The sequence below is a fragment of the Xenorhabdus griffiniae genome, assembly GCF_001028135.1.
Taxonomy (GTDB): domain Bacteria; phylum Pseudomonadota; class Gammaproteobacteria; order Enterobacterales; family Enterobacteriaceae; genus Xenorhabdus; species Xenorhabdus bakwenae.
This window is the reverse complement of sequence record NZ_LDNM01000031.1, coordinates 61,003-81,450: the sequence shown is the minus strand read 5'-3', so window position 1 is coordinate 81,450 and position 20,448 is coordinate 61,003. Positions and strand designations below refer to the sequence as shown.

Genomic DNA, 20,448 nt, shown 5'->3' with positions numbered 1-20,448 from the left:
ACCACTTTTAATCTAATAAGGAATTTTAAATGAGCCAATTTATTCAGCTACATCTGTTAACTTCCTACCCTCCAGCCAACCTGAACCGCGACGATCTCGGACGCCCTAAAACCGCCAGAATGGGCGGAGCAGAGAGATTAAGAATGAGTTCTCAAAGTTTGAAACGCCACTGGCGCATCTCTGATCTGTTTCAGGATACCCTCGCAGAGCACCTTGGTTTTCGTACCAAGCGCTTTGGATTTCAGGTTTATCAACGCTTGCTTAATGGGGGAGTCAAAGAGAAACACGCTACTGAATGGGCTTCTGCCATTGCGGAAGTTTTTGGCAAAAAGAAAAAAGATGAACCCCTGGAAATTGAACAACTGGCACATATCAGCCCGGCAGAAAAAGAGGCTACCTTTGCTTTGGCCGATAAACTTATCGACGAAAATCGCGCACCAACCAAAGAAGAGCTGAATCTGCTGAGCAGAGAAAAAACAGCCGTAGATATTGCCCTGTTTGGCCGTATGCTGGCATCCAGCCCTGCCTATAATGTGGAAGCCGCCTGTCAGGTTGCCCATGCGATCAGCGTTCACCGTGTTACCGTAGAAGATGACTATTTTACCGCTGTAGACGATCTCAATGCGGGCAAAAGTGATTCCGGTTCGGCTCATATTGGCGAAACCGGCTTTGCCGCCGCACTGTTCTACAGCTATATCTGCATTAATAAATCTTTGTTAATCGAAAATCTGTCCGGCAATGAAGCATTGGCGAACCAAGCCATCGCCGCCCTGACAGAAGCCGCGATTAAAATCGCCCCGTCCGGCAAACAAAACAGTTTCGGCTCCCGCGCCTATGCCAGCTATGTGTTGGCGGAAAAGGGAGAATATCAGCCTCGCTCCCTGTCTGTTGCGTTCTTAAAACCCATTGATAGCGAAGATCAGGCAACCGATGCCATCAAAGCGTTAGAAGATCAGAGAGAAAACTTCGATAACGTTTATGGCGCTTGTGCTGACACGCGCTATAGCATCAACGCCGTCACGGGTAACGGTTGTTTTGCTGATCTACTTCAATTCGTTACTGAATAAAAGAGGCCAATATGAAGACTTACTTGGTCTTTCGTTTATATGGAGCACTAGCCAGTTGGGGGGTGGAGGCGGTTGGTGAAAACCGGCCAACCAGCACTTACCCAACCCGTTCGGCTATTCTGGGATTATTAGGTGCAGCACTGGGCATCCGGCGCGATGATGAAACACAACTCATGGCATTGCAGCAGAGTGTCAAAATTGCCATCAAACAGATCGTTTCCGGTTTATTGATGCGGGATTACCATACCTCTCAGGTTCCTTCGCAAGAGAAAAAACAGTCTCACCCAACCCGTAAAAGTGAGTTACGTGATAAATCTAAATTAAACACCGTACTGTCTTCACGCGATTACCTTGCTGATGGCGTGTGGGTTATCGCAATTTCATTGACCGAACAGGCCAGTTTTCCCCTTTCTGCCCTGCGTGATGCGCTGCTAAAACCCGTTTTTACGCTGAGTCTTGGGCGAAAATCCTGCCCTCTTGCACTGCCGATGATGCCGCAACTGACAGAATATCCGTCATTAAAAGCAGCCCTTGATACGCCTTTTCCTCTCTTGCCTTATCAATCAGAAAAGGCCAATCACTATTATTGGCAGCGTAATCATGATGTCGTGAGTTATTTCTGGGAAGGAAATAAAGACGAGATCACGATCCCTGATACGACAATACTGACTCATCAACTTTGGGATGAGCCAGTATCACGCAGCCGCTGGCAGTTTACACAACGCACGATGCACCAACTATCGTTCCAGTTATCCGGCGTGGAGGGAACACATGTATCTGTCTAAAGTCACCTTGCACCCTTTTGCTTACCCTATACAAGCACCATCACGAAAACAGACGAAAAATGATGTCTATGCTTCCCACCAACTCTTGTGGCAATTGTTTACGGGGCAGGAAGCGCGCAATTTCCTTTTCAGGCAAGAGATGAGCTTAAGTGGCAGACCTGAATTTCTTGTGTTGTCCACGACCACACCGATAGCCAATTCCCCGCGGTTCCAGATTCAGACCAGATCTTTTGCCCCTCAATTACATAATGGACAAAAACTGGCGTTTAAACTCCGCACGAACCCCACTGTCTGCCTCACAGATAAAAATTCAGGCAAACAACTTCGCCATGATGTATTGATGCATGCCAAGCGTCAGGCAAGACATTCTGGTTGCTCAGGAGACATTGAATCAGTAATGATGCAAGCCGCCCAAACCTGGATACAAGATGAAAAACGGCTGGCTAATTGGGGTATTCGCTTTGATTTTCCCCCGGATGTTGAACGCTATACTCAACATCGCAGCTTTAAAGCCTCTGGCCAGAAAGTGGTATTTTCCAGTGTCGATTTTCAGGGTGTGCTCACTTTGTCAGATAGCGAACTTTTCCTTGAGCAATACCAGAAAGGATTTGGCAGGGCAAAATCCTTTGGTTGTGGGTTAATGCTGATAAGGGCACTGTAATGGCATTTATTCCATTAAAACCCATTCCCATCAAGGACAGGAATTCAATGATCTTTATTGGCATGGGACGTATTGATGTCAAAGATAATGCGTTTGTTGTGATTGATGAAGTCAACGGTGAACGTATGCATATTCCCGTCGGCTCCCTTGCGCGTTTAAAGTTGCTGTCACCAATAGCTGCTCCTGACAGGCAAGTCAGAATTGCTTGTCGTGAAAAATTCAGGACAGACAAAATTTTGAAACGCCTTATTCCCTTGATTGAAGAAGTCCTTGCAGTGGGCGAAATTTCCCCGCGTAGCGGGGAAATATAACACGCATCTTGAAGTTGGATTGGTATAACTACTAATTAAATAAGGTAATAGCAGATCAAAAATAAAATTATCAATTGTCTTTTAACAATGACTTATTGTAATAAGTCATATAAATAATAAATAAAATTAAAACCTTTATAAGCTATCCTCTTATTTTAGGTAACCGAAATAAAAATCAATACAGGAAATAATTTCAATATAAATTAATCATTTTTACTAATACTTTGGAGAGATAAAACTCGCTCTATTTGACGATAAAACAAACGAATATGCCAAATCGTGCGATATTCCATCTACAAGCATAAATCGTTGATGATTGCCAAAAAGAGCTATGATAATCTACGCGCCTTTCCGGCTTAATCTGTTCATTTTATACACATAAAAACACCAAGAATAGGAAGCAAATTTACTTATGAACTTAACTAACACGCGCAAATTGTTAGCAGCAACGCTATGCCTGGCGACCTCCTATGGCTATGCAGATAGTGATCGCCCACTTTTTTCATTAACGGTGTCAGAATCTGGCGCTCCACAGATGAACAGTGACGGTAGCTTATCCCGCACTACCAAGTCTGAATCTCGTATTCTGCCAATTTGGGGCGATGCAGCACGCGCCAAAGGCTACGACCTGCCTGAACCGTTTGGTGCTAGTTATGGTTATATGAATCTGCGTCAGGATGTTGTTGTGGATAGCATTAAATTTGAATTTACCAACCCACTTGTAAGTAAAAATTGGAAAGACAAAATCATTGTTAAAGCAGGTGATACAAGAGAAAAAAATGAGTCCCATCTGCTGAAATTAGATTCCTGGATTCTGCCTTTCTTAAACATTTATGGTGTATATGGAACAACCAAAGGCAAATCCACAACAAATTTAGATAATATTGCTATTTTTGATGACCATGAGTATGGTAAAAACATTCCTTTCGATTTGAATTTCAAAGGAAAAACTTTCGGGGGTGGTATAACCCTTGCGGGTGGTTACAACCAATTTTTTGCCACATTGGATACTAATTATACCCGCACTAATCTTGATATTTTGGATGGAGATATCAGTGCCTTAGTTATTACTCCACGAATTGGCTATGAATTTATTTTTGAACCATTATTTGCTGGTCAAGGAAATACAAAAGCGCAAATTTGGGTGGGTGCCATGTATCAAGATATTACTCAACGTTTTAGAGGTGATGTCAGTAACCTCAATTTACCTCCTCAACTCGAAACAGGGATGGCGCTTATTAAAAATATGACTGATATCAAATTCGACGTCAAACAACACCTTGCCCATAAATGGAACAATACCGTGGGTGCACGCTTTGAAATTACCCGTAATTTCAATATTCTGTCAGAAGTCGGTTTTGGTAACAGAAACAGCTTCTTTATCTCCGGTGAGTTCCGTTTTTAATGTTTGGCCTTGCAACACTGAAAAGGCTGGCTATTTCCAGCCTGCTTATTTTTACCCTTTCATCCGCACACGCTGATATCCTGCCTGATCGGCAAAAAATGGATGGTTGGTTAAACGAATTAGGCGGCAGCAACCATTTTGATGAGCGCAAAAAAATTGACTGGGGCGTATTGCCCGGTCCTTTCTACACCCCTGAAATGGGGATGGGGATTGGTGTGGCTGTGGTCGGTCTGTACCGTCCTGACCATTCAGACCACACCAGCCAGACTTCTTCATTGGGACTCAGTGGCTTTGGTTCGTCTACCGGCGCGTTTGGCCTGAACTTTACCAATTACAATTTTCTTGCCAGTGACCAATGGCGGTTATTTGTTTCCGGTACACTGAATAACACCCCAACTTACTATTGGGGTCAAGGTTATCGTGCTGGTAAAAATGACAGCAACAAAGAGAAGTACCGTTCTCAGGAGTTTGCGATTCATCCACGGCTTCTCTATCGCATCACTGAAGCCACCTATGTGGGATTAGGCTGGAATTTATCTTCCGTCAATGCCAGTGATCCCGATATCGGAGCAAAACGGTATTTTGCCCAGTCCGTCGGGGGTCGCTCTGTGATAAGTTCCGGTGTCAATGCCCATTTCAGTTATGATACGCGGGATTTTTTGCCCAATGCTCGGCACGGACAGGCATTTGAGATCATTTATAGCTATTTTTCCCCAGAATTAGGCAGTGATCACCGTTTCCATACCACACAGCTTCAATTCTCGACCTATTATCCGTTATCTGAAAAGACAGTCCTGGCCTTTGATAACTATGCCCGTTTCAGCGCAGGTGATGTACCGTGGAACCAGCTATCCCTGCTGGGTAACGGCCAGCGGATGCGCGGGTATTATGAAGGACGTTATCGTGACAACAATATCTTCACAACACAGTTAGAGTTACGGCATAAACTTGACTGGCGCCACGGTGTGGTCGGTTGGATAGGCACCGGCACGTTGGGAGATTCCCCTTCACGGTTGGGAACCAGGCATTGGCTTCCTTCTATTGGTGTTGGCTATCGTTTCGAGTTTAAACCACGCATGAATGTCAGATTAGATTTTGGTGTCGGTAAGGACAGTACCGGGTTCTATTTTCAGGTTGGGGAAGCGTTTTGAGATTATTCGTTACACTCTGCCTCTGCTTTTTACTGCTGGCATGCCAAAACCAACCCCAATCTGTTGATCCGGTAAAACCTGTCCTTGTCAGTGATACCTATGAACAATCACAGCAAGATTGGGATGCATTGCCCCCTATGGCTCCGCCAGAAGGTTTAAGGGCTTGCTGTGCCTTCGGCTATAATCTTAAAGCCCAACTCTGGAATATTGCCATTCCCTTCTATGACATCGACAATATCGTCGAAGCTCAAAAATTAGGTAAGCATCACTACAATGACAGTGTTATCGGTGCCAGTGCCGCTTTGCTGGGGGTAAGCGCTGAAAAAGTGGGTCTGCTCTATACCCACAAGGGAGGGTTTATTGATATCTCCCATGTCAGGGATACCGCAGATTATACGCTTTATCTGTTTAGCCAGATTTACGCTCATCTTGGTCAAGAGTGGCAATTAACCCTGAACAATGAACTTGCCGCGCGTAAAATTCACTTTTTTGCTTTTACGCCACCGCAAGATCCTGCCGAACGCTATACACTCAGTGCCTATTTGGCTGCCAGATTCGCTTTTCAGCTTGCCGCCTGGCATGAAATAGCGCAATGGTATGGCTATCAATCAGTCCCCGGTTTTTCGGAGGAAATTTCGGCTTTTTCCCCAGAAGATCTCTATTCAAACCTGTTGGGTGCAAGATTAGCATTAACACTGATTCTGACAGGTCACGCGTCTTCTGTGACACAGTTCTCAACCTCAGTGGATAAGATCTTACCGATGGCTTTGCATGAACTCGGGGATTATTCCCGGTCAGGCACAAAGGCGATATTTGATAGCGTAGATGGTTTATGGTGGAACAGTTATCGACGCATTCCTGAGAAGTTTTTAGTACTGCATCGGAATTATGATATTCAGGACAACCGCTCCCCATTAATGCCTTTCGGTAAAGAGCACCTTGCCCTGCGCCTGTCTCTGCCTGAGCATTATCAGCATTTCTCATTAGAGAAACTGGCGGAATTTCAGCTATGGTCAACCCATGAAATGAAAAACCTGCCTGTGCCAAAGCCATATTGGACAGTGAAAGATTTTAAAAGGCTGGCGGAAAATGCCCAACGGGAAGATGAGAAACAGTTGTTATTGAATAAATAATAACCTACACGTAGATTTGTGGAATTACCCGATTGTGATAGGGCTAATTATCCGTCGTTACCACGGTGCCCATTACATTCATAATTTCTTCTCCTGCCGCCCGATATCTCCCCTGTGCAGTGTTTGGATAAAGCGTGCAGCAGGTGGATAAGAGTACCCCTCATAAATATATTTATAATCATATATATTTCATTTAAACAATATATGGATACTGTTATCAGATAATCGAATAAGGTTAATACTGTTATTTTTTATATCCCGGATCATCAAAATAGGGAATATACCAATCCAACTTCAAGATGCGTGTCATATTTCCCCGCGCAGCGGGGAAATATGAGGCCTCGTGTCGTCTGGCGGATTGCAACTTGAAGTTTATCGGGAATACACACGTTATTAGCGGAATATCTCATACATCATAACAATGATATGACTGGCTAGAGGTATCTGAAATGATGAGCAATTCGTGGTCTGACAACTATTTTGGGTCTGAAAATACTGAACCAAAATACGCTGACTCTCGAAGAGCTGAATCAAGATATTCAGCTTCAGACTGTTCAGATCCTAAATATGCAGTGACCAAAATCGGGGAGCATCTCAATTCCCCAAAGCATTTACTTTTTTCATCCAACGATCTTGATGAAGTTAAATCTATGGTCGGACGGGTCATCCAGCCTCATCAGCTAACTATCGTGGACGCCCATCAAAAATTGGACGCCCAAATGCACTATATTCCACTTGGGGATATTTCCATGAGCCGATTACGTTACGGTGCCTGCGTTGAAATCACCCCAGGAGAGTTGGATTCGTTCTTTCTCATCCAGATGCCGCTGGCGGGCTGTGCGGGTATTGAAAGCGGTGATCAGTACCTTGACTCCACTCCTAATCTGGCTTCCATTCTCAGCCCAAATCAGCACACTTCCATGCGCTGGAATGCCGATAATGACCAGTTTATGGTCAGGATCTCCCGCACCTTGCTGGAAAGAACGCTGGTCGGCCAATTAGGACACTCTCTGGATCAACCACTGCTATTTGCATTGGGGTTTGAATGGCAACGCTGTCAGGCCTGGCGTTGTTTGATGCCTTATATTCTGGAATACGCCACCCAAGTACCTGATATCTTGCAACACAAACTGATGATCAACCAAATAGAACAATTGATTTCCGTTACCCTGCTATCCACCCATCAACATAATTACAGTGAAACGCCTGTCAACCGCCGATGTGCCATTCGCCCACGGCATGTACGGCGAGTGCAGGAATATTTGCAGGCTCATGCCCACGAGCCAATAACCGTAGAACAGCTCGCTCAGGTGGCAGGCGTCAGCCTGCGCAGCCTCTATTCCGGCTTCAAGGAGTTTCTGAATATCAGCCCGATGCAGTATTTACGTGACCTGCGTATGGAACATGTACGCACAGAACTATTGGCGGGAGAAGCCACCAGCGTCACAGGCGTCGCTCTGCGTTGGGGATTCGCCCATATGGGACGCTTTAGCGCAGAATATAAAGCCCGCTATGGTGAGACGCCAAGTAACAGCCTGAAACGTGGGTAGCCTGCAAAGCATCTTATTTTATTATTTCGTCATTTATCCCAGCATTTCATACAACTTCTGAATTTCATTTCTCCAGCTCTCCTGATTTTTGGGCTTCTGGTGCCTCGGTTTCCTGGCCAAATCCTGCGTCAGATTTTGCTCCAATACCACAATGCGTTGCAGGATCTCTTCCTCATCCGTTAATACTTTCAAACCATCAGAAGTGCTTTCCTGAGCCTTAACCACTGCTTTTTGATAAGGGATCACTTTTTTATTCAGGAACTGATAATATCCCTCACTGGATGTGACCTCTTCCAGTTTGCCATTTTTAATCAGCCAAAAACGATTAGCGACGTTATCGATAAACGCCCTATCATGCGAAGTGATTAATATCGTCATCCCGTTATTAATCAATTCATTCTCCAGCTCCATTTTGCCAAAAATATCCAGGTGGTTTGTTGGCTCATCGAGGATCAGGAAATTGTGCCTATTCAGTTTCAAGATCAAAAACATTAAGCGGGAACGTTCACCACCACTTAATCGCCCCACCAATTGGTTAAAATCAGCATATTTAAAGCCTGTCGCAATCAGTTGCTGTTTACAGGTGATATCATCGATATTCGGCGTGTTATTTCTGACAGCATCAAAGATCGATTCGTTTAGCGGAATTTTTTCCAATTCCTGATCGAGATACCCCATATTACACTGCGGGGAAAAGATATTTCTGGCATTATTATAGGACTCAACAAGCGTATGAATCAGGGTGGATTTCCCCACGCCATTATCACCTAATAAGGCGATTCTATCGCCCGGCCGGATATACAAGCTATTATTAATTGAAAATAACGGATTAAACTGCCCATCCTGGTGATAGCCAATCCATTCTTCCCCAATTTGCAGCATATTTTTCGATTTAACCGAGTCGGCATCCAATGATAATCGGTAGGTTTCCCCTTCGGTTATTTTGGTTTTATCCTTTTCAAGTTTTTCTGCCCGTTTCTCCATCGATTTGGCTTTTCTGGCAAACTTTTCGTTATCGTGGATTTTTCCCCACAATGCCAAACGCTTGGCACTTTCCTGTATACGCTGAATGTTCTTTTCTTCCGCTTTCAAACGTAATGCATCCGCTTTATCTTTTTCCTGCAAAGCAGTCAATGCCGGGCTGAATGGCAGGGAAAACGACGTCAATTGTTGGTCACGCAAGAAAATCGTCTGGTTGGTGACGTTATCCAGAAAGTTTCGGTCGTGGGAAACGATAATAAACGCGCTCTTTAGGCTGTTATTAAAGAAATCCTCGAAAAATTTCAGGGTATTGGCATCCAAATGGTTACTGGGTTCGTCAAATAAAATAATATCTGGCTCTGCAATCGCACTCATGGCAAACATCAATTTTGTTTTTTGTCCACCACTGAGATCAATAACTTTTGTCTTAAAATCAGTATCCTGAAAACCAAAATCATAAAGCATGGATACCGCTTTGTAATCACCATATTCATCTATTTGTTTTACTTTATGGGAAATAGATTCAAATAAGGTCATCTCAAGTAATGCGTCATCAATAAACTGAGAAACCATCTCCAATCTCAACCCATTAGCATATTCAATTACCCCATCATCCGGCTTTTCAATACCCGCCAGTAGCTTAAGTAAATGGGTTTTTCCCGTGCCGTTATAACCAACTAAAGAAATTTTGTCATTTTCTTTAATCGTTATGGAGAGATTGCTGAATAATGGCTTTGAATTAATGCTAAAGTTAACTTTATTACAATGAATCAGCGTTGACATCTTTATGTCCCCATCGCAAAACCTTTATTAATCTCATAATTTTGATTATTTTCAGTCAATATTTATATCTTCAAAGAAAAATAAGGTCAAGTTTTCATCATAATATATCGTTATATATCGTTACGCTCATGTTTATTTCCCCCCGTTTATGCCCGAATTTCTTCAATCAGTTGTGAATGGATGTATGCTTCACAAACACGGGCATCTTCCCACCACGGGAACAGTACCGGAGGATGGTTGAACGCATTAGCCATCGTGCTGGCGAGTGACGGCAAACGCTGGGCGGCGCCTAATAATTCCAGAACATGTGGCTTTGGCGGGATAAGAAGGCTGTTTGTCCACTCCACAACGTAATGACCATATTGCCAGAATTGTTCAAACGTATCGTTCATCCATTCAGCCGTGAAAGGTTTATCGCCACGGGCAAGAATGGCTTCGTAATAGACTTTGCAGGCTTTTGTTGCGTTATTTGAGCCTTGTCCAGTCAGCGGATCATTCGTGACTACAGCATCCCCCAGTCCAAAAATCTGACGACCAGAAGGCAGCGTCAGCACAGGCTTACGCACTGCTGGTGCAACGCGTTTCACCAGAATGCCATTTTCATCGGTCAGCTCTATATGCTCACAACGTTCAGACTCCCACGGCAGAAAAGTTTTAAGGATCTGCTTGCTATAGGCCAGATGTTCCTGCGGTGTTCTGGCCTCTTGCCAGCCATCCATTGCGCCACCCGGAATACCTTCAAAAACCATGATGTCGCAGGAACCATTCAGTGTCAGGGCAGGAAAAACGAAATATTCCCCTATACCCGGGATCAGGTTAAAAGAAACACGGGAATATTCAGGCGTTGGCAACATACCATTCACATAGTTCAATGCGAGTACACGCCGTGGTGTATCATATGGCGAGCGTGACGCATCGCGTTCCAGCAATTTTACAATCTCCCCTTTTCCTCCCGCCAGAATGACCAGTTCATGGCTGGCAGCCAGGCGTTCCAGTTCAGCACACCCCACATCGCTAATTTCCAGATTACCGCCACGAGAAGCAAATAACGCCAGCCAAAATGGCATCTTGATGCGTTGATCGACAGCTTGCGCATATTTGTCGAGCCGGGCACTCCATTCAATGGCCTTGTCATTGGGAATTTCAGGATGTGGCACGGTGAAACCGATACCTTCAACGGGCGGGCATTGTGTTTCCCACTGATTCAATCCCAAATCACGTTCAAACTGCAAAGAAGAATCAAACATGCACTGACTCGACAAAACCCGGCCATTGCGAACTTCATCAGGCGTGCGGCTGGTGACTACAGTGACTTGATAGCCCTTGTCAAGCAGACCAAGGGCCAGAGGTAGCCCAGCCTGACCACCTTCGACGATAGCGATACGACGCATAGTATTTTCCTCTTTTGTTTTGAATGCCGGAACTGAACCTATTCCGCCAACTGTGGAATAGCGACTTTATTATTTAAGCCCTGCATAAGGGTTCCCCTTTTGCCATATGCTCATCAGAGTGATTAATCATGAAAGGGTATCATTACGTGAAATAGGGAGATGCGAGTAGCCGCTATATGCAGAAAAGATCCATCCAGTGCAGATTTATCTCTTACCTGCTCCAAAAACACAGACTTGAATACGCCTATCGGGCGTGCCAGGCGGGCATAAAAGAACACGTTGTTGACTTGCTATGAACAACGCAGGTATCCGTGATACTGCCCGTACACTACATATCAGTATTAATGCCGTTATCCGCGTTTTAAAAAACTCCAACCGCGACGACATGTAAGGCAGTTCAACGGATTGAATGCGTGACCAAAATTGTCTGTCTCGATACTACTGATTTTGTTAAAGTGTGCCAATCGATCTTTATACCATCTGGAAGGGATTTCGAGATTATTTTATGACAACTGATATTAATTACTTTTGATTACAATGTATTTAATAGAAATTAACCATAAATGCACCATAAAAGTAAGATGTAATCCTTAATCCGTGTTTTAGGAACATTTGATGGAAATTGTAACAGACCTGATTTATGCACTTTGGCACCAAGACTACGAAACATTAGCGAATCCGTCGCTGGTATGGGCAATCTATATACTACTATTTACCATCCTGTTTCTGGAAAACGGGATATTACCGGCGGCGTTTTTACCGGGCGACAGCCTGCTCATATTAGTCGGTGTTTTAATTGCAAAAGAAACCATGAGTTTCCCTGTCACATTAGTCATTCTCACCACCGGAGCCAGCCTCGGCTGCTGGGTAGGCTATCTTCAGGGAAAATGGCTTGGCAATACAAAATTAGTTCAGGGCTGGCTGTCACATCTTCCTGCACATTATCATCAACGTGCACATAACTTATTCCATCGTCATGGCTTATCTGCCTTACTGATAGGCCGTTTTCTCGCGTTTATCAGAACATTACTGCCAACATTAGCAGGCCTTGCCGGGCTAAAAAATGGACGTTTTCAAATATTCAATTGGCTGAGTGGGTTCATATGGGTGGTTATTCTAACAACATTGGGTTATGCCCTTGGTAAAAGCCCGCTGTTCCGCCAGTATGAAGAATATCTGATGAGTTTTTTGCTGCTGTTACCTGTAGGTCTATTACTTATTGGTTTAATTGGCAGCCTGACTGTCATTTGGCGCAAAAAGCGCACTAATAAAACGCTATCGTAACACTTTATTTCCCTGTGGTATGGCCGCGTATACCACAGGGCATTGCTTTTCCCACTTTTCCTAATCTTGTCGATTAAGCTTCTCCACTTAGCCCTCTCAAACGGTATTTAAGGCTAATTCGCAATATATTGTGATAATTTTTCATCTATTCATACTTTCATCTCTTGATAAAAACGTCTATGTTTGAAATTCATCCATCGTATATTTAAGGAGACAGGCAATGCCACAAAAGAAAAGCTCTGAAGATCTACGTACTGAATTACAATCGCTTGCGGATACGCTAGAAGAAGTCCTCAACAGCTCCGGTGACCATTCAAAAGCAGAACTGGAAAAACTACGCAGCAAGGCAGAAAGAACACTGAAAAATGCACGAACTACACTCAGTGAAGCTAGTGATAGGCTGGTAGGTCAAACCAAGGAAATTGCCGGTCATGCAGACAGTTACGTTCGTGAAAATCCGTGGACCGGTGTCGGTATAGGTGCAGCCATTGGCGTTGTATTAGGCGTTCTGCTTTCAAGGCGCTGATATGACCCAATCCCCTCACCCGAAAGGCCCGGGAAAAGGGTTCTTTGATACGGTACGGCGAGTAGCAGCCATTGCTGTTCACATAGTTGAAACTCGCATCCAACTCGTTGCCGTTGAGTTGGAAGAGGGAGCAGCAACATTGGTACAACTGCTATTGCTGGTAGGATTGACACTACTCTTTGCAGGTTTTGGCCTGATGTGCCTATTGGTGCTGATATTCTGGGCTATCGATCCAGCCTACCGAATAACAGCAATAGCTATCACCGCCGGAATGTTACTGCTCCTCGCCGTATTTAGTGCAATATGGACAATAAAAAAGGCGCGAAAACTGACCTTTCTTAACGCAACTCGAACACAATTGCATGTTGACCGTAAAATGCTGGAGGATGATCCTCATGAGTAAATCGGGGGATCGTCAGCGAAAATTGCGCAAACAACAGCTATTAAAAGAGATCCAGCAACAACGACAGTTACTTGCTACTTATAGCCAGAACTGGCTTAAAATGACACAACCCTATGATAAAGGCTGGCAAACCTTCATGGCTTTTAAGCCTTATGTTGCCATTGGATCTAGCCTTGCCCTGCTTTACGGACTCCGCCACCCCAGGCAGTTTTATCGCTGGTCACGTCGTATAATCAACATCGTCGGGATCATAAAAATCGTCCGAAACACACTATACAAAAATTAATACCACCGAATTCTTTCAAAAAAACTGCATAAAATAGTTAATATTCCTTACTAGCAACCAATAATACCTCGCCGTAGAATACTTCCCATCAGATAATGATTAACAAATCGTGCTATTCATTCCATTTTTTGGACAATAAAAGCTAAACAGACAGTTTATTTATCGCGGCCTGCGGTATTTGGGGAAACAATCATGAAAAAATTTGAAGATATTGGCCTGTTGGTTGCCCGTATTTTAATATCCGTGCTTTTCATTATCGCAGGATATGGAAAACTGGGTGATGCCTATGCAGGAACGCAGGAATTTATGGAAGCCATGAAGGTGCCAGGAATTCTATTGCCACTGACTATCTTGCTTGAACTGGGGGGCGGGTTTGCTGTGATATTAGGCCTGTTGACCCGCACCACGGCTGTGTTTATGTTTATTTTCTGTATTCTGACCGCGCTCCTGTTCCATAGCGATTTTTCAAATGACCTGAACCTGACTATGTTCCTGAAAAACTTCTCAATCAGCTCAGGTTACCTGCTGCTGGCTATGATGGGACCAGGAAGATTCAGTATTGACCATCTAATGAAGAAAAATTGGTAATCGAAAAACAACGCATTTTCCTTTCTTTTTATAGCCCCTTCCTGTGTATTCGCAGCAAGGGGCTTTATGATATTTGCTGCATTCGCTTTATTATCTTGGTGTATGCATCTTAATTGTATTTTCACGCATACCTTTGTTTATCAAGCAATTTAGGAATTTCACGCAAGCACCAGGACTTGGCTTCGCCCATATTATCACGCCGCCATGCCATGATAATGTTGGTTTCATGGCTGTATTCCGAACCAATAACCCGCAAACGACCTTCGGCAATATCCTGCTCTACCATAGGGTATGGCATGGTTGCCACGCCTAATCCTGCCAAAAGTGCCCGACGTTTATCTTCCAGTGAACTCACCGTCAAGCGCGGTTGTTTATCCAATAATTTAACCGTCAACACCGGGCGCTCTCTTGCTGTATCAGCGACAGCTATTCCACGATATTTCACGCGTGTGGCATCAGACAATGGTTCGGGTTCATGATGGATAGGGTGATCCGCACTGGCAACATAGACATTGTTAATAGAATACAGTACCCGCGAATTCACTTCGGCAGAAGCCCTGAAATGCAGATCAGGCGCAATCACAATATCAGCATATCCTGTTTCCAGACGTTCCCACGCACCCGCTAAGACTTCCGTCATTAACGAAAGTTGCGTATTCGATTTAGCCGCCAATTTATCCACCAGCGGAAACAGCGAGGCCATTGGGAACAACGCTTCACACACAATCGTCAGGTGAGTTTCCCAACCACGGGCGAGCGCTTCTGCATCTGCGGTCAATTTATCCGCAGCTTCAAGCAGTAACCGCCCTCGCTCCAGTAGCATCCGGCCAACATTAGTAAATTTTGTACGATGACCAGAGCGATCAAACAACACAACGTCCAATTCCTCTTCCAGTTTCTGCATGGTATAGCTCAGTGCAGAAGGAACTCGCCCCAACTCATCCGCTGCCGCAGCAAAACTTCCCCGTCGATCTATCGCATCCATTACCCGCAGGGATTCCAAAGTAAGCGCACGTTCTTTACCCATATTTTTCTCAATCAGGAATTTTGAATATAGTCACCAGATTAACTGGCTAACATTTCAACGTCCAGATAATTAAGATCGACAGTCATAGATCTATAGTTGAAGAGAGAACAGCAAATCAATGTGGAAAAGCCAATTATGGCTGGTTACAGGCTCGCTATACGTTTTCATTTAGTCACTATTTTGACCCAAAATTTTTGAACTACAGGACGTTGCGTGTTCTTAATCAGGAAGAGCAGGAAGTGCTATTACAAGCGGAGACGCCATTTCGGGGCCTGCTGATTGATTTGGCTGACTGATCATTTCTTATTTATAAAGAAAAAGCCCTATAAAGCATCTGCTCTATAGGGCAAAATCTGTGAAGTTGACCGATAAGCCGGGTTCTGTCTTGGACAGCCATTCATCTAGGCCAGCACTTGCGCACTGGCTCAAGCAACCTACCCGGGTTCGGTACGGGCCGTACCATGCGAACCCCTATTTGGTCTTGCTCCGGGTGGAGTTTACCGTGCCACGAACTGTTGCCAGTCGCGCGGTGCGCTCTTACCGCACCCTTTCACCCTTACCTGATCCCAAAATTGCTTTTACAAACAAAGCTGGGCCATCGGCGGTTTGCTCTCTGTTGCACTAGTCGTAGGCTTTCACCTCCCAGACGTTATCTGGCACCCTGCCCTATGGAGCCCGGACTTTCCTCCCCTTTACTGCTCCCAAAAGAGCGGTAAAGCAGCGACTGTCTGCTCAACTCCGGCGCGGATTATAAGAGGTTTAATAGCCAATGTATAGGGTTTTCACGCATCTTCTTCAATTTGTCCCACGGTCGTGTTTTGATCGAGTGAATAACGATATAAGGCATTTTTCTTCACACCGTGGATCTCTGCCGCCAATGCCGCCGCCTTTTTCAATGGCAGCTCTTTTTGCAGCAATGCCAATGTCCGCAAGGCTTCCTGTGGCAAGCTATCCTCGGCGGGCTTACGATATCCTTCCACAATCAGAACCATTTCTCCGCGGCGACGGGTTTCATCTTCCTTGACCCATGCCAAAAGCTCACCAGCGGGCATTCCTTGAATCGATTCCCACGTTTTGGTTAATTCTCGTGCCAACACGATATAACGATCGGCTCCCCATACTTTCACAATATCTTCTAAACTGTCCAACAGACGATGTGTCGATTCGTAGAAAATCAGCGTACGCGGCTCTTGCCCTAATTCACGCAAAGTATCCTGGCGTCCCTTACTTTTAGCCGGCAAGAAGCCTTCATAACAAAAACGATCTGAAGGCAGGCCAGCAGCAGACAGTGCTGTAATTGCCGCACAAGGCCCAGGTAGTGGAACTACATTGATACCGGCTTCACGGCAACGACGAACCAGATGATAACCTGGATCGTTAATCAACGGCGTACCGGCATCAGATACCAATGCGATGCTCGTTCCTTGTTCAAGTTTCGTCAGCAATTGATCTGCTTTTTGCTGTTCATTATGATCATGAAGTGCGAACATGCGCGCATTAATGGCAAAATGTTGAAGCAACAAGCCCGTGTGTCGCGTATCTTCGGCTGCAATCAGATCGACATGTTTAAGAACTTCAAGAGCACGCTGAGTAATATCCCCCAGATTTCCAATAGGGGTTGGCACAACATATAGCGTGGATGTCGTAACCACTGCTCGATTGGTTTGATTCATTGTTTCATCCGAATGACCGATTTAAGATTGAGCATCTTTGAAAAAAACATCACTGGATACAGTATGCTTCCCTCAATTTTTGTGCGTTTAAAAACTGGTTTAATCTATACAGCACTGCTGTCAACTATGATTATTGCAGGGTGTACCATGCCCGAACGGCAAGGGCAACCAACTTCTAAGCCTCAGGATAAGATCAGCGCAGAGATTAACCGCTATCAAGCCATTATTGACGCAGCACACAATCAACCATCGTTGGATGTGATCCGTGCTTACATCGTATTGGGATCTTACGCAACAGATGAAGCTACCCGCCAGAAAAACCTTGATGAGACCTGGCAATTACTGACGCAACTTTCTCCACAGCAAATGAGTGAATTGGTGATTAATGCCAATGAGTATACGTTGCAGGGCTGGCTTGATTTGCTCAATACCTATCAGACCAATAAACAGGATCTCGATAAACTGCGACTCGCTATTCACGATTGGCAAATCCGTTATCCAGACAACCCCGCTGCACACAGTTTACCCACAGCCCTGCAACAAATGTTGCAGGAAACTAAAAACAGCCATGCCACAATGGGGTTATTTCTGCCATTGAGCGGCCAGGCCAAAATATTTGGGGACGCCATCCGCCAGGGTTTCCTTGATGCTCAAAAAGGGCTACCAAAGCCATCATTACCAGAATCACCATTGCCGGCAAATGCCAGCGCTGCAAATTCAGGGAATACTGATGTTGCCACAACTGAACCAGATATGGGTGTGATAAATGATGTGCCTGTTAATGATCTGACCGTAAAAATCTATGATACCAACAGCCAGCCTCTTACCGAACTGCTGGAGCAGGCTAAACAAGATGGTGTCACTCTGGTGGTTGGGCCATTACTGAAACCGAATGTGGAACAATTGGCTCAAATTGAAACGCCACTGAATATTCTGGCGCTCAATGAACTCGATATGCCACAAAGACGCCCGAATATCTGTTATTTCTCACTCTCCCCAGAAGATGAGGCAAAAAATGCGGCCATGCATCTCTGGCAGCAGCAAAAACACAGCCCTTTGGTGTTGATACCCCGCACTGAATTAGGCTCACGGGTTGCAAAAGCTTTTGCACAAGAATGGCAAAAACTGGGCGGTCATACGGTATTGCAGCAATCTTTTGGCACGCTGGATGAAATGAGGAAATCCATGAATCGTGGTATTGGCATTCGCTTGTCAGGTACACCGGTTGTGTCCACAAATTCTGCCACAGAGCCTGTCGATGCCGTTTATATTGTTGCAACCACAAGCGAACTGACCACGATCAAGCCCATGCTCGATATGGCGATCAGTTCCCGTAAAAAGCCAGCTCTTTATGCCAGCTCACGCAGTAATAAATCAGATTCAGGCCCTGATTTTCGTCTGGAAATGGATGGCATGCAGTTTAGTGACATCCCGTTGCTGACCGGCACAAACGTGCCCTTAATGCAGCAAGCAGCCAAAAAATTCACCAATGATTATTCCCTGATGCGTCTCTATGCTATGGGAATTGATGCATGGTCGCTAGCCAATCAATTTACGCAAATGCAACAAGAAATGGGGTTTCACCTGAACGGCGCTTCGGGAGAACTATCCGTGACGGATAACTGCACTATCTTGCGTCAATTGCCCTGGATGCAATTCAATAATGGTCGCATAAGCCTCGAAAATACCAATAACACCGAAAATATAAATAACACAAAAGGTCTCGATAACGCAGGAAATACCAATAATATAGAGAGCAGCAATAACACTGATTCCAATGCAGTGCATGGTTCTCTGTGATTACAGGCATCGTGGTCATTTCAGGATGAAAAAACCAACAGGCAATCACTACGCGCTGGGGCACCATTATGAACAGCAGGCTAAACTGTTTTTGCAAAAACAGGGGCTTGTCTTTGTTGCTGAGAATGTGAGAATTCGGGGCGGGGAAATCGATCTGATTATGCGTGACAGGCATACATGGATATTCGTTGAAGTCCGTTTCCGCAAAAATGCACAATATGGTGGTGCCATTGCTACAATTACTCAAAGTAAGCGTAGGAAGATATTATATACGGCTGCTGTCTGGCTGTCTCAACGCAATGAATGTCTGGAAACGGCATCCTGCCGTTTCGATGTTTGTGCAATAACAGGACAGAAATTTGAATGGCTGAAAAATGCCTTCAACCTGAATGAGAGCCCATTTTAATAGATTCTCAATTTTCTCACTAAACAAATAATTCCAATATACATAGGTCATAACGTGCTGGATAGAATTAAAGTCTGCTTTACTGAAAGTATTCAAACTCAGATCGCGGCAGCAGAAGCATTACCTGACGCAATATCGCGCGCCGCGATGATGATGGTTCAATCACTACTGAACGGCAACAAAATTCTTTGCTGTGGTAATGGTGGCTCTGCTGCAACGGCGCAGCGTTTTACCGCCAGCATGATCAATCGATTTGAAACAGATAGGCCAAGTCTGCCAGCTCTGTCACTGAATACTGACAATGTGGTGATCACTGCGATTGCCAACAGTAAACAGCCTGATGAAATCTATGCCAAACAAGTCAGGGCACTGGGACAACCAGGGGATGTCCTCTTGGCTATTTCTACACATGGAAACAGCCGGGATATTATCAAAGCGGTGGAAGCCGCTGTAACCCGTGATATGACAATCGTCGCGCTGACAGGTTACGATGGCGGTGAATTAGCGGGTTTACTAGGCCCTCAGGATGTTGAGATACGTATTCCTTCACATCACAGCGTCAGGATCCAGGAAGTTCATATGTTGACAATCAACTGCCTGTGCGACTTAATCGACAACACGTTATTCCCTCATCAGGATGAATAGGAGCCAGCTAATGCGGTTATTTTCTCTATTATTGGTCTGTTTCAGTGCAATACTATTACAAGGGTGTATTGGTGCCGCCGTCGTAGGTTCTGCGGCGATTGCCACAAAAGCAGGTTCAGATCCGCGAACTATTGGGCAGCAAGTAGACGATACCACGCTGGAAGCCCGTGTCAGCAATGCCATCAGCAAGGATCCACAAATTAAGGCACAAGCCCGTGTGTCAGTGACTGTGTATCAAGGCAAGATCCTTTTAACCGGACAAAGCCCCAATACGACTCTGGCTGAACGGGCAAAACAGATTGCGGCAAAGGTTGAAGGTACTGATGTGGTATATAACGAGATCCGTCAAGCCAGTCCCGTGACATTGGCGACGGCCTCCGCTGATGCCTGGTTGACGACCAAAGTGCGTTCCCAAATTTTAACCAGTGATGCGGTGAGATCATCCAGCATCAAAGTGGTGACAGAGGATGGTGAAGTCTTTTTGTTTGGCATTGTCACGCAACAAGAGGGAGCTGCGGCTGCAAAAATCGCCAGCGAAACTAGCGGCGTAAAACGGGTGACAACAGCATTTACCTACCTCAACTGAAAACCA

The 20,448-nt window shown here is 44.9% G+C and carries 20 protein-coding genes, 1 other RNA gene and 3 pseudogenes; 19 read left to right on the top strand and 5 right to left on the bottom strand.

Going from position 1 to position 20,448, the window contains the following annotated elements; all coding sequences use genetic code 11:
• The first annotated feature begins 29 nt into the window (after nucleotides 1–29).
• The 8 genes and pseudogenes from cas7e (at nucleotide 30) to AAY47_RS08515 (ending at nucleotide 8,063) form a co-directional block, all read left to right on the top strand.
• On the top strand, nucleotides 30–1,067 hold the full coding sequence (gene cas7e, locus AAY47_RS08550) for a type I-E CRISPR-associated protein Cas7/Cse4/CasC (RefSeq protein WP_047768835.1): 1,038 nt from the start codon (nucleotides 30–32) through the stop codon (nucleotides 1,065–1,067).
• Nucleotides 1,068–1,078: 11 nt separating this feature from the next.
• Nucleotides 1,079–1,852: a type I-E CRISPR-associated protein Cas5/CasD gene (gene cas5e / locus AAY47_RS08545; protein ID WP_047768832.1), complete on the top strand. Its 774-nt coding sequence runs from the start codon at nucleotides 1,079–1,081 to the stop codon at nucleotides 1,850–1,852.
• Nucleotides 1,839–2,513, top strand: a complete 675-nt coding sequence (gene cas6e, locus AAY47_RS08540) for a type I-E CRISPR-associated protein Cas6/Cse3/CasE (protein WP_047768830.1) — start codon at nucleotides 1,839–1,841, stop codon at nucleotides 2,511–2,513. The genes cas5e and cas6e overlap by 14 nt, the downstream gene beginning before the upstream one ends.
• A gap of 182 nt (nucleotides 2,514–2,695) precedes the next feature.
• A pseudogene (locus AAY47_RS23275) lies at nucleotides 2,696–2,806 on the top strand (subtype I-E CRISPR-associated endonuclease Cas1); the annotation flags it as partial.
• Between the two features lie 430 nt (nucleotides 2,807–3,236).
• Complete coding sequence (locus AAY47_RS08530; RefSeq protein WP_047768826.1) at nucleotides 3,237–4,229, top strand: hypothetical protein; 993 nt, start codon at nucleotides 3,237–3,239, stop codon at nucleotides 4,227–4,229.
• Nucleotides 4,229–5,380: a BamA/TamA family outer membrane protein gene (locus tag AAY47_RS08525; protein ID WP_047768824.1), complete on the top strand. Its 1,152-nt coding sequence runs from the start codon at nucleotides 4,229–4,231 to the stop codon at nucleotides 5,378–5,380. The genes AAY47_RS08530 and AAY47_RS08525 overlap by 1 nt, the downstream gene beginning before the upstream one ends.
• Complete coding sequence (locus AAY47_RS08520; protein WP_053014232.1) at nucleotides 5,377–6,513, top strand: DUF4056 domain-containing protein; 1,137 nt, start codon at nucleotides 5,377–5,379, stop codon at nucleotides 6,511–6,513. Before AAY47_RS08525 ends, AAY47_RS08520 begins: the two co-directional genes overlap by 4 nt.
• Before the next feature lie 449 nt (nucleotides 6,514–6,962).
• Nucleotides 6,963–8,063 (top strand): AraC family transcriptional regulator, encoded by a 1,101-nt coding sequence (locus tag AAY47_RS08515; RefSeq protein ID WP_235428321.1) that lies wholly within the window; start codon nucleotides 6,963–6,965, stop codon nucleotides 8,061–8,063.
• Between the two features lie 33 nt (nucleotides 8,064–8,096).
• Here AAY47_RS08515 and AAY47_RS08510 read toward each other — a convergent pair whose 3' ends face one another.
• Nucleotides 8,097–9,827, bottom strand: a complete 1,731-nt coding sequence (locus AAY47_RS08510; RefSeq protein WP_047768823.1) for an ABC-F family ATP-binding cassette domain-containing protein — start codon at nucleotides 9,825–9,827, stop codon at nucleotides 8,097–8,099.
• 146 nt (nucleotides 9,828–9,973) lie between these two features.
• Complete coding sequence (locus AAY47_RS08505; protein WP_047768821.1) at nucleotides 9,974–11,218, bottom strand: styrene monooxygenase/indole monooxygenase family protein; 1,245 nt, start codon at nucleotides 11,216–11,218, stop codon at nucleotides 9,974–9,976.
• Nucleotides 11,219–11,448: 230 nt separating this feature from the next.
• On the opposite strand from AAY47_RS08505, the pseudogene AAY47_RS21260 reads away from it, so the two are divergent.
• From AAY47_RS21260 to AAY47_RS08480, 6 genes and pseudogenes are all read left to right on the top strand, one after another.
• A pseudogene (locus tag AAY47_RS21260) lies at nucleotides 11,449–11,585 on the top strand (IS1-like element transposase); the annotation flags it as partial.
• 248 nt (nucleotides 11,586–11,833) lie between these two features.
• On the top strand, nucleotides 11,834–12,502 hold the full coding sequence (locus tag AAY47_RS08500; protein WP_047768819.1) for a DedA family protein: 669 nt from the start codon (nucleotides 11,834–11,836) through the stop codon (nucleotides 12,500–12,502).
• A gap of 220 nt (nucleotides 12,503–12,722) precedes the next feature.
• The gene (locus AAY47_RS08495) at nucleotides 12,723–13,028 is read left to right on the top strand and encodes a DUF883 family protein (protein WP_047768817.1); all 306 of its coding nucleotides are present in this window, start codon (nucleotides 12,723–12,725) and stop codon (nucleotides 13,026–13,028) included.
• Nucleotide 13,029: 1 nt separating this feature from the next.
• Nucleotides 13,030–13,431: a phage holin family protein gene (locus AAY47_RS08490; protein WP_047768814.1), complete on the top strand. Its 402-nt coding sequence runs from the start codon at nucleotides 13,030–13,032 to the stop codon at nucleotides 13,429–13,431.
• Nucleotides 13,424–13,717 (top strand): YqjK-like family protein, encoded by a 294-nt coding sequence (locus tag AAY47_RS08485; RefSeq protein WP_047768812.1) that lies wholly within the window; start codon nucleotides 13,424–13,426, stop codon nucleotides 13,715–13,717. Before AAY47_RS08490 ends, AAY47_RS08485 begins: the two co-directional genes overlap by 8 nt.
• 192 nt (nucleotides 13,718–13,909) lie before the next feature.
• On the top strand, nucleotides 13,910–14,305 hold the full coding sequence (locus tag AAY47_RS08480) for a DoxX family protein (protein ID WP_047768810.1): 396 nt from the start codon (nucleotides 13,910–13,912) through the stop codon (nucleotides 14,303–14,305).
• 121 nt (nucleotides 14,306–14,426) lie between these two features.
• Here AAY47_RS08480 and AAY47_RS08475 read toward each other — a convergent pair whose 3' ends face one another.
• The gene (locus AAY47_RS08475; RefSeq protein WP_047768808.1) at nucleotides 14,427–15,332 is read right to left on the bottom strand and encodes a LysR family transcriptional regulator; all 906 of its coding nucleotides are present in this window, start codon (nucleotides 15,330–15,332) and stop codon (nucleotides 14,427–14,429) included.
• A 92-nt stretch (nucleotides 15,333–15,424) separates the two neighbouring features.
• Between AAY47_RS08475 and AAY47_RS22640 the strand changes: the two are divergent.
• Nucleotides 15,425–15,562: pseudogene (locus AAY47_RS22640) on the top strand (pirin family protein); the annotation flags it as partial.
• A gap of 123 nt (nucleotides 15,563–15,685) precedes the next feature.
• On the opposite strand, the gene rnpB reads toward AAY47_RS22640, so the two are convergent.
• Together rnpB and rsmI are read right to left on the bottom strand one after the other, a co-directional pair.
• An RNA gene (gene rnpB / locus AAY47_RS19950) (RNase P RNA component class A) lies at nucleotides 15,686–16,072 on the bottom strand.
• A 42-nt stretch (nucleotides 16,073–16,114) separates the two neighbouring features.
• Complete coding sequence (rsmI, locus tag AAY47_RS08470) at nucleotides 16,115–17,005, bottom strand: 16S rRNA (cytidine(1402)-2'-O)-methyltransferase (RefSeq protein ID WP_047768806.1); 891 nt, start codon at nucleotides 17,003–17,005, stop codon at nucleotides 16,115–16,117.
• Nucleotides 17,006–17,068: 63 nt separating this feature from the next.
• Between rsmI and AAY47_RS08465 the strand changes: the two genes are divergently transcribed.
• From AAY47_RS08465 to dolP, 4 genes are read left to right on the top strand one after another with little or no spacing between them, the layout of a single operon-like run.
• A complete protein-coding gene (locus tag AAY47_RS08465) occupies nucleotides 17,069–18,805 on the top strand; it encodes a penicillin-binding protein activator (RefSeq protein ID WP_047768804.1) in 1,737 nt (578 codons plus the stop codon).
• 25 nt (nucleotides 18,806–18,830) lie between these two features.
• Nucleotides 18,831–19,211: a YraN family protein gene (locus AAY47_RS08460; RefSeq protein WP_047768802.1), complete on the top strand. Its 381-nt coding sequence runs from the start codon at nucleotides 18,831–18,833 to the stop codon at nucleotides 19,209–19,211.
• Nucleotides 19,212–19,265: 54 nt separating this feature from the next.
• Nucleotides 19,266–19,856, top strand: a complete 591-nt coding sequence (diaA, locus tag AAY47_RS08455) for a DnaA initiator-associating protein DiaA (RefSeq protein WP_047768800.1) — start codon at nucleotides 19,266–19,268, stop codon at nucleotides 19,854–19,856.
• A 10-nt stretch (nucleotides 19,857–19,866) separates the two neighbouring features.
• Entirely contained in the window at nucleotides 19,867–20,442 is a 576-nt protein-coding gene (dolP, locus tag AAY47_RS08450; RefSeq protein ID WP_047768798.1) for a division/outer membrane stress-associated lipid-binding lipoprotein, read from the top strand.
• Nucleotides 20,443–20,448 lie beyond the last annotated feature (6 nt).

Excerpts from the sequence above, each read along its gene's own strand:
- cas7e (WP_047768835.1), top strand. The coding sequence starts at position 30 with ATGAGCCAATTTATTCAGCTACATCTGTTAACTTCCTACCCTCCAGCC.
- cas5e (WP_047768832.1), top strand. The coding sequence starts at position 1,079 with ATGAAGACTTACTTGGTCTTTCGTTTATATGGAGCACTAGCCAGTTGG.
- cas6e (WP_047768830.1), top strand. The coding sequence starts at position 1,839 with ATGTATCTGTCTAAAGTCACCTTGCACCCTTTTGCTTACCCTATACAA.
- AAY47_RS08530 (WP_047768826.1), top strand. The coding sequence starts at position 3,237 with ATGAACTTAACTAACACGCGCAAATTGTTAGCAGCAACGCTATGCCTG.
- AAY47_RS08525 (WP_047768824.1), top strand. The coding sequence starts at position 4,229 with ATGTTTGGCCTTGCAACACTGAAAAGGCTGGCTATTTCCAGCCTGCTT.
- AAY47_RS08515 (WP_235428321.1), top strand. The coding sequence starts at position 6,963 with ATGATGAGCAATTCGTGGTCTGACAACTATTTTGGGTCTGAAAATACT.
- AAY47_RS08510 (WP_047768823.1), bottom strand. The coding sequence starts at position 9,827 with ATGTCAACGCTGATTCATTGTAATAAAGTTAACTTTAGCATTAATTCA.
- AAY47_RS08505 (WP_047768821.1), bottom strand. The coding sequence starts at position 11,218 with ATGCGTCGTATCGCTATCGTCGAAGGTGGTCAGGCTGGGCTACCTCTG.
- AAY47_RS08500 (WP_047768819.1), top strand. The coding sequence starts at position 11,834 with ATGGAAATTGTAACAGACCTGATTTATGCACTTTGGCACCAAGACTAC.
- AAY47_RS08495 (WP_047768817.1), top strand. The coding sequence starts at position 12,723 with ATGCCACAAAAGAAAAGCTCTGAAGATCTACGTACTGAATTACAATCG.
- AAY47_RS08490 (WP_047768814.1), top strand. The coding sequence starts at position 13,030 with ATGACCCAATCCCCTCACCCGAAAGGCCCGGGAAAAGGGTTCTTTGAT.
- AAY47_RS08485 (WP_047768812.1), top strand. The coding sequence starts at position 13,424 with ATGAGTAAATCGGGGGATCGTCAGCGAAAATTGCGCAAACAACAGCTA.
- AAY47_RS08480 (WP_047768810.1), top strand. The coding sequence starts at position 13,910 with ATGAAAAAATTTGAAGATATTGGCCTGTTGGTTGCCCGTATTTTAATA.
- AAY47_RS08475 (WP_047768808.1), bottom strand. The coding sequence starts at position 15,332 with ATGGGTAAAGAACGTGCGCTTACTTTGGAATCCCTGCGGGTAATGGAT.
- rsmI (WP_047768806.1), bottom strand. The coding sequence starts at position 17,005 with ATGAATCAAACCAATCGAGCAGTGGTTACGACATCCACGCTATATGTT.
- AAY47_RS08465 (WP_047768804.1), top strand. The coding sequence starts at position 17,069 with ATGCTTCCCTCAATTTTTGTGCGTTTAAAAACTGGTTTAATCTATACA.
- AAY47_RS08460 (WP_047768802.1), top strand. The coding sequence starts at position 18,831 with ATGAAAAAACCAACAGGCAATCACTACGCGCTGGGGCACCATTATGAA.
- dolP (WP_047768798.1), top strand. The coding sequence starts at position 19,867 with ATGCGGTTATTTTCTCTATTATTGGTCTGTTTCAGTGCAATACTATTA.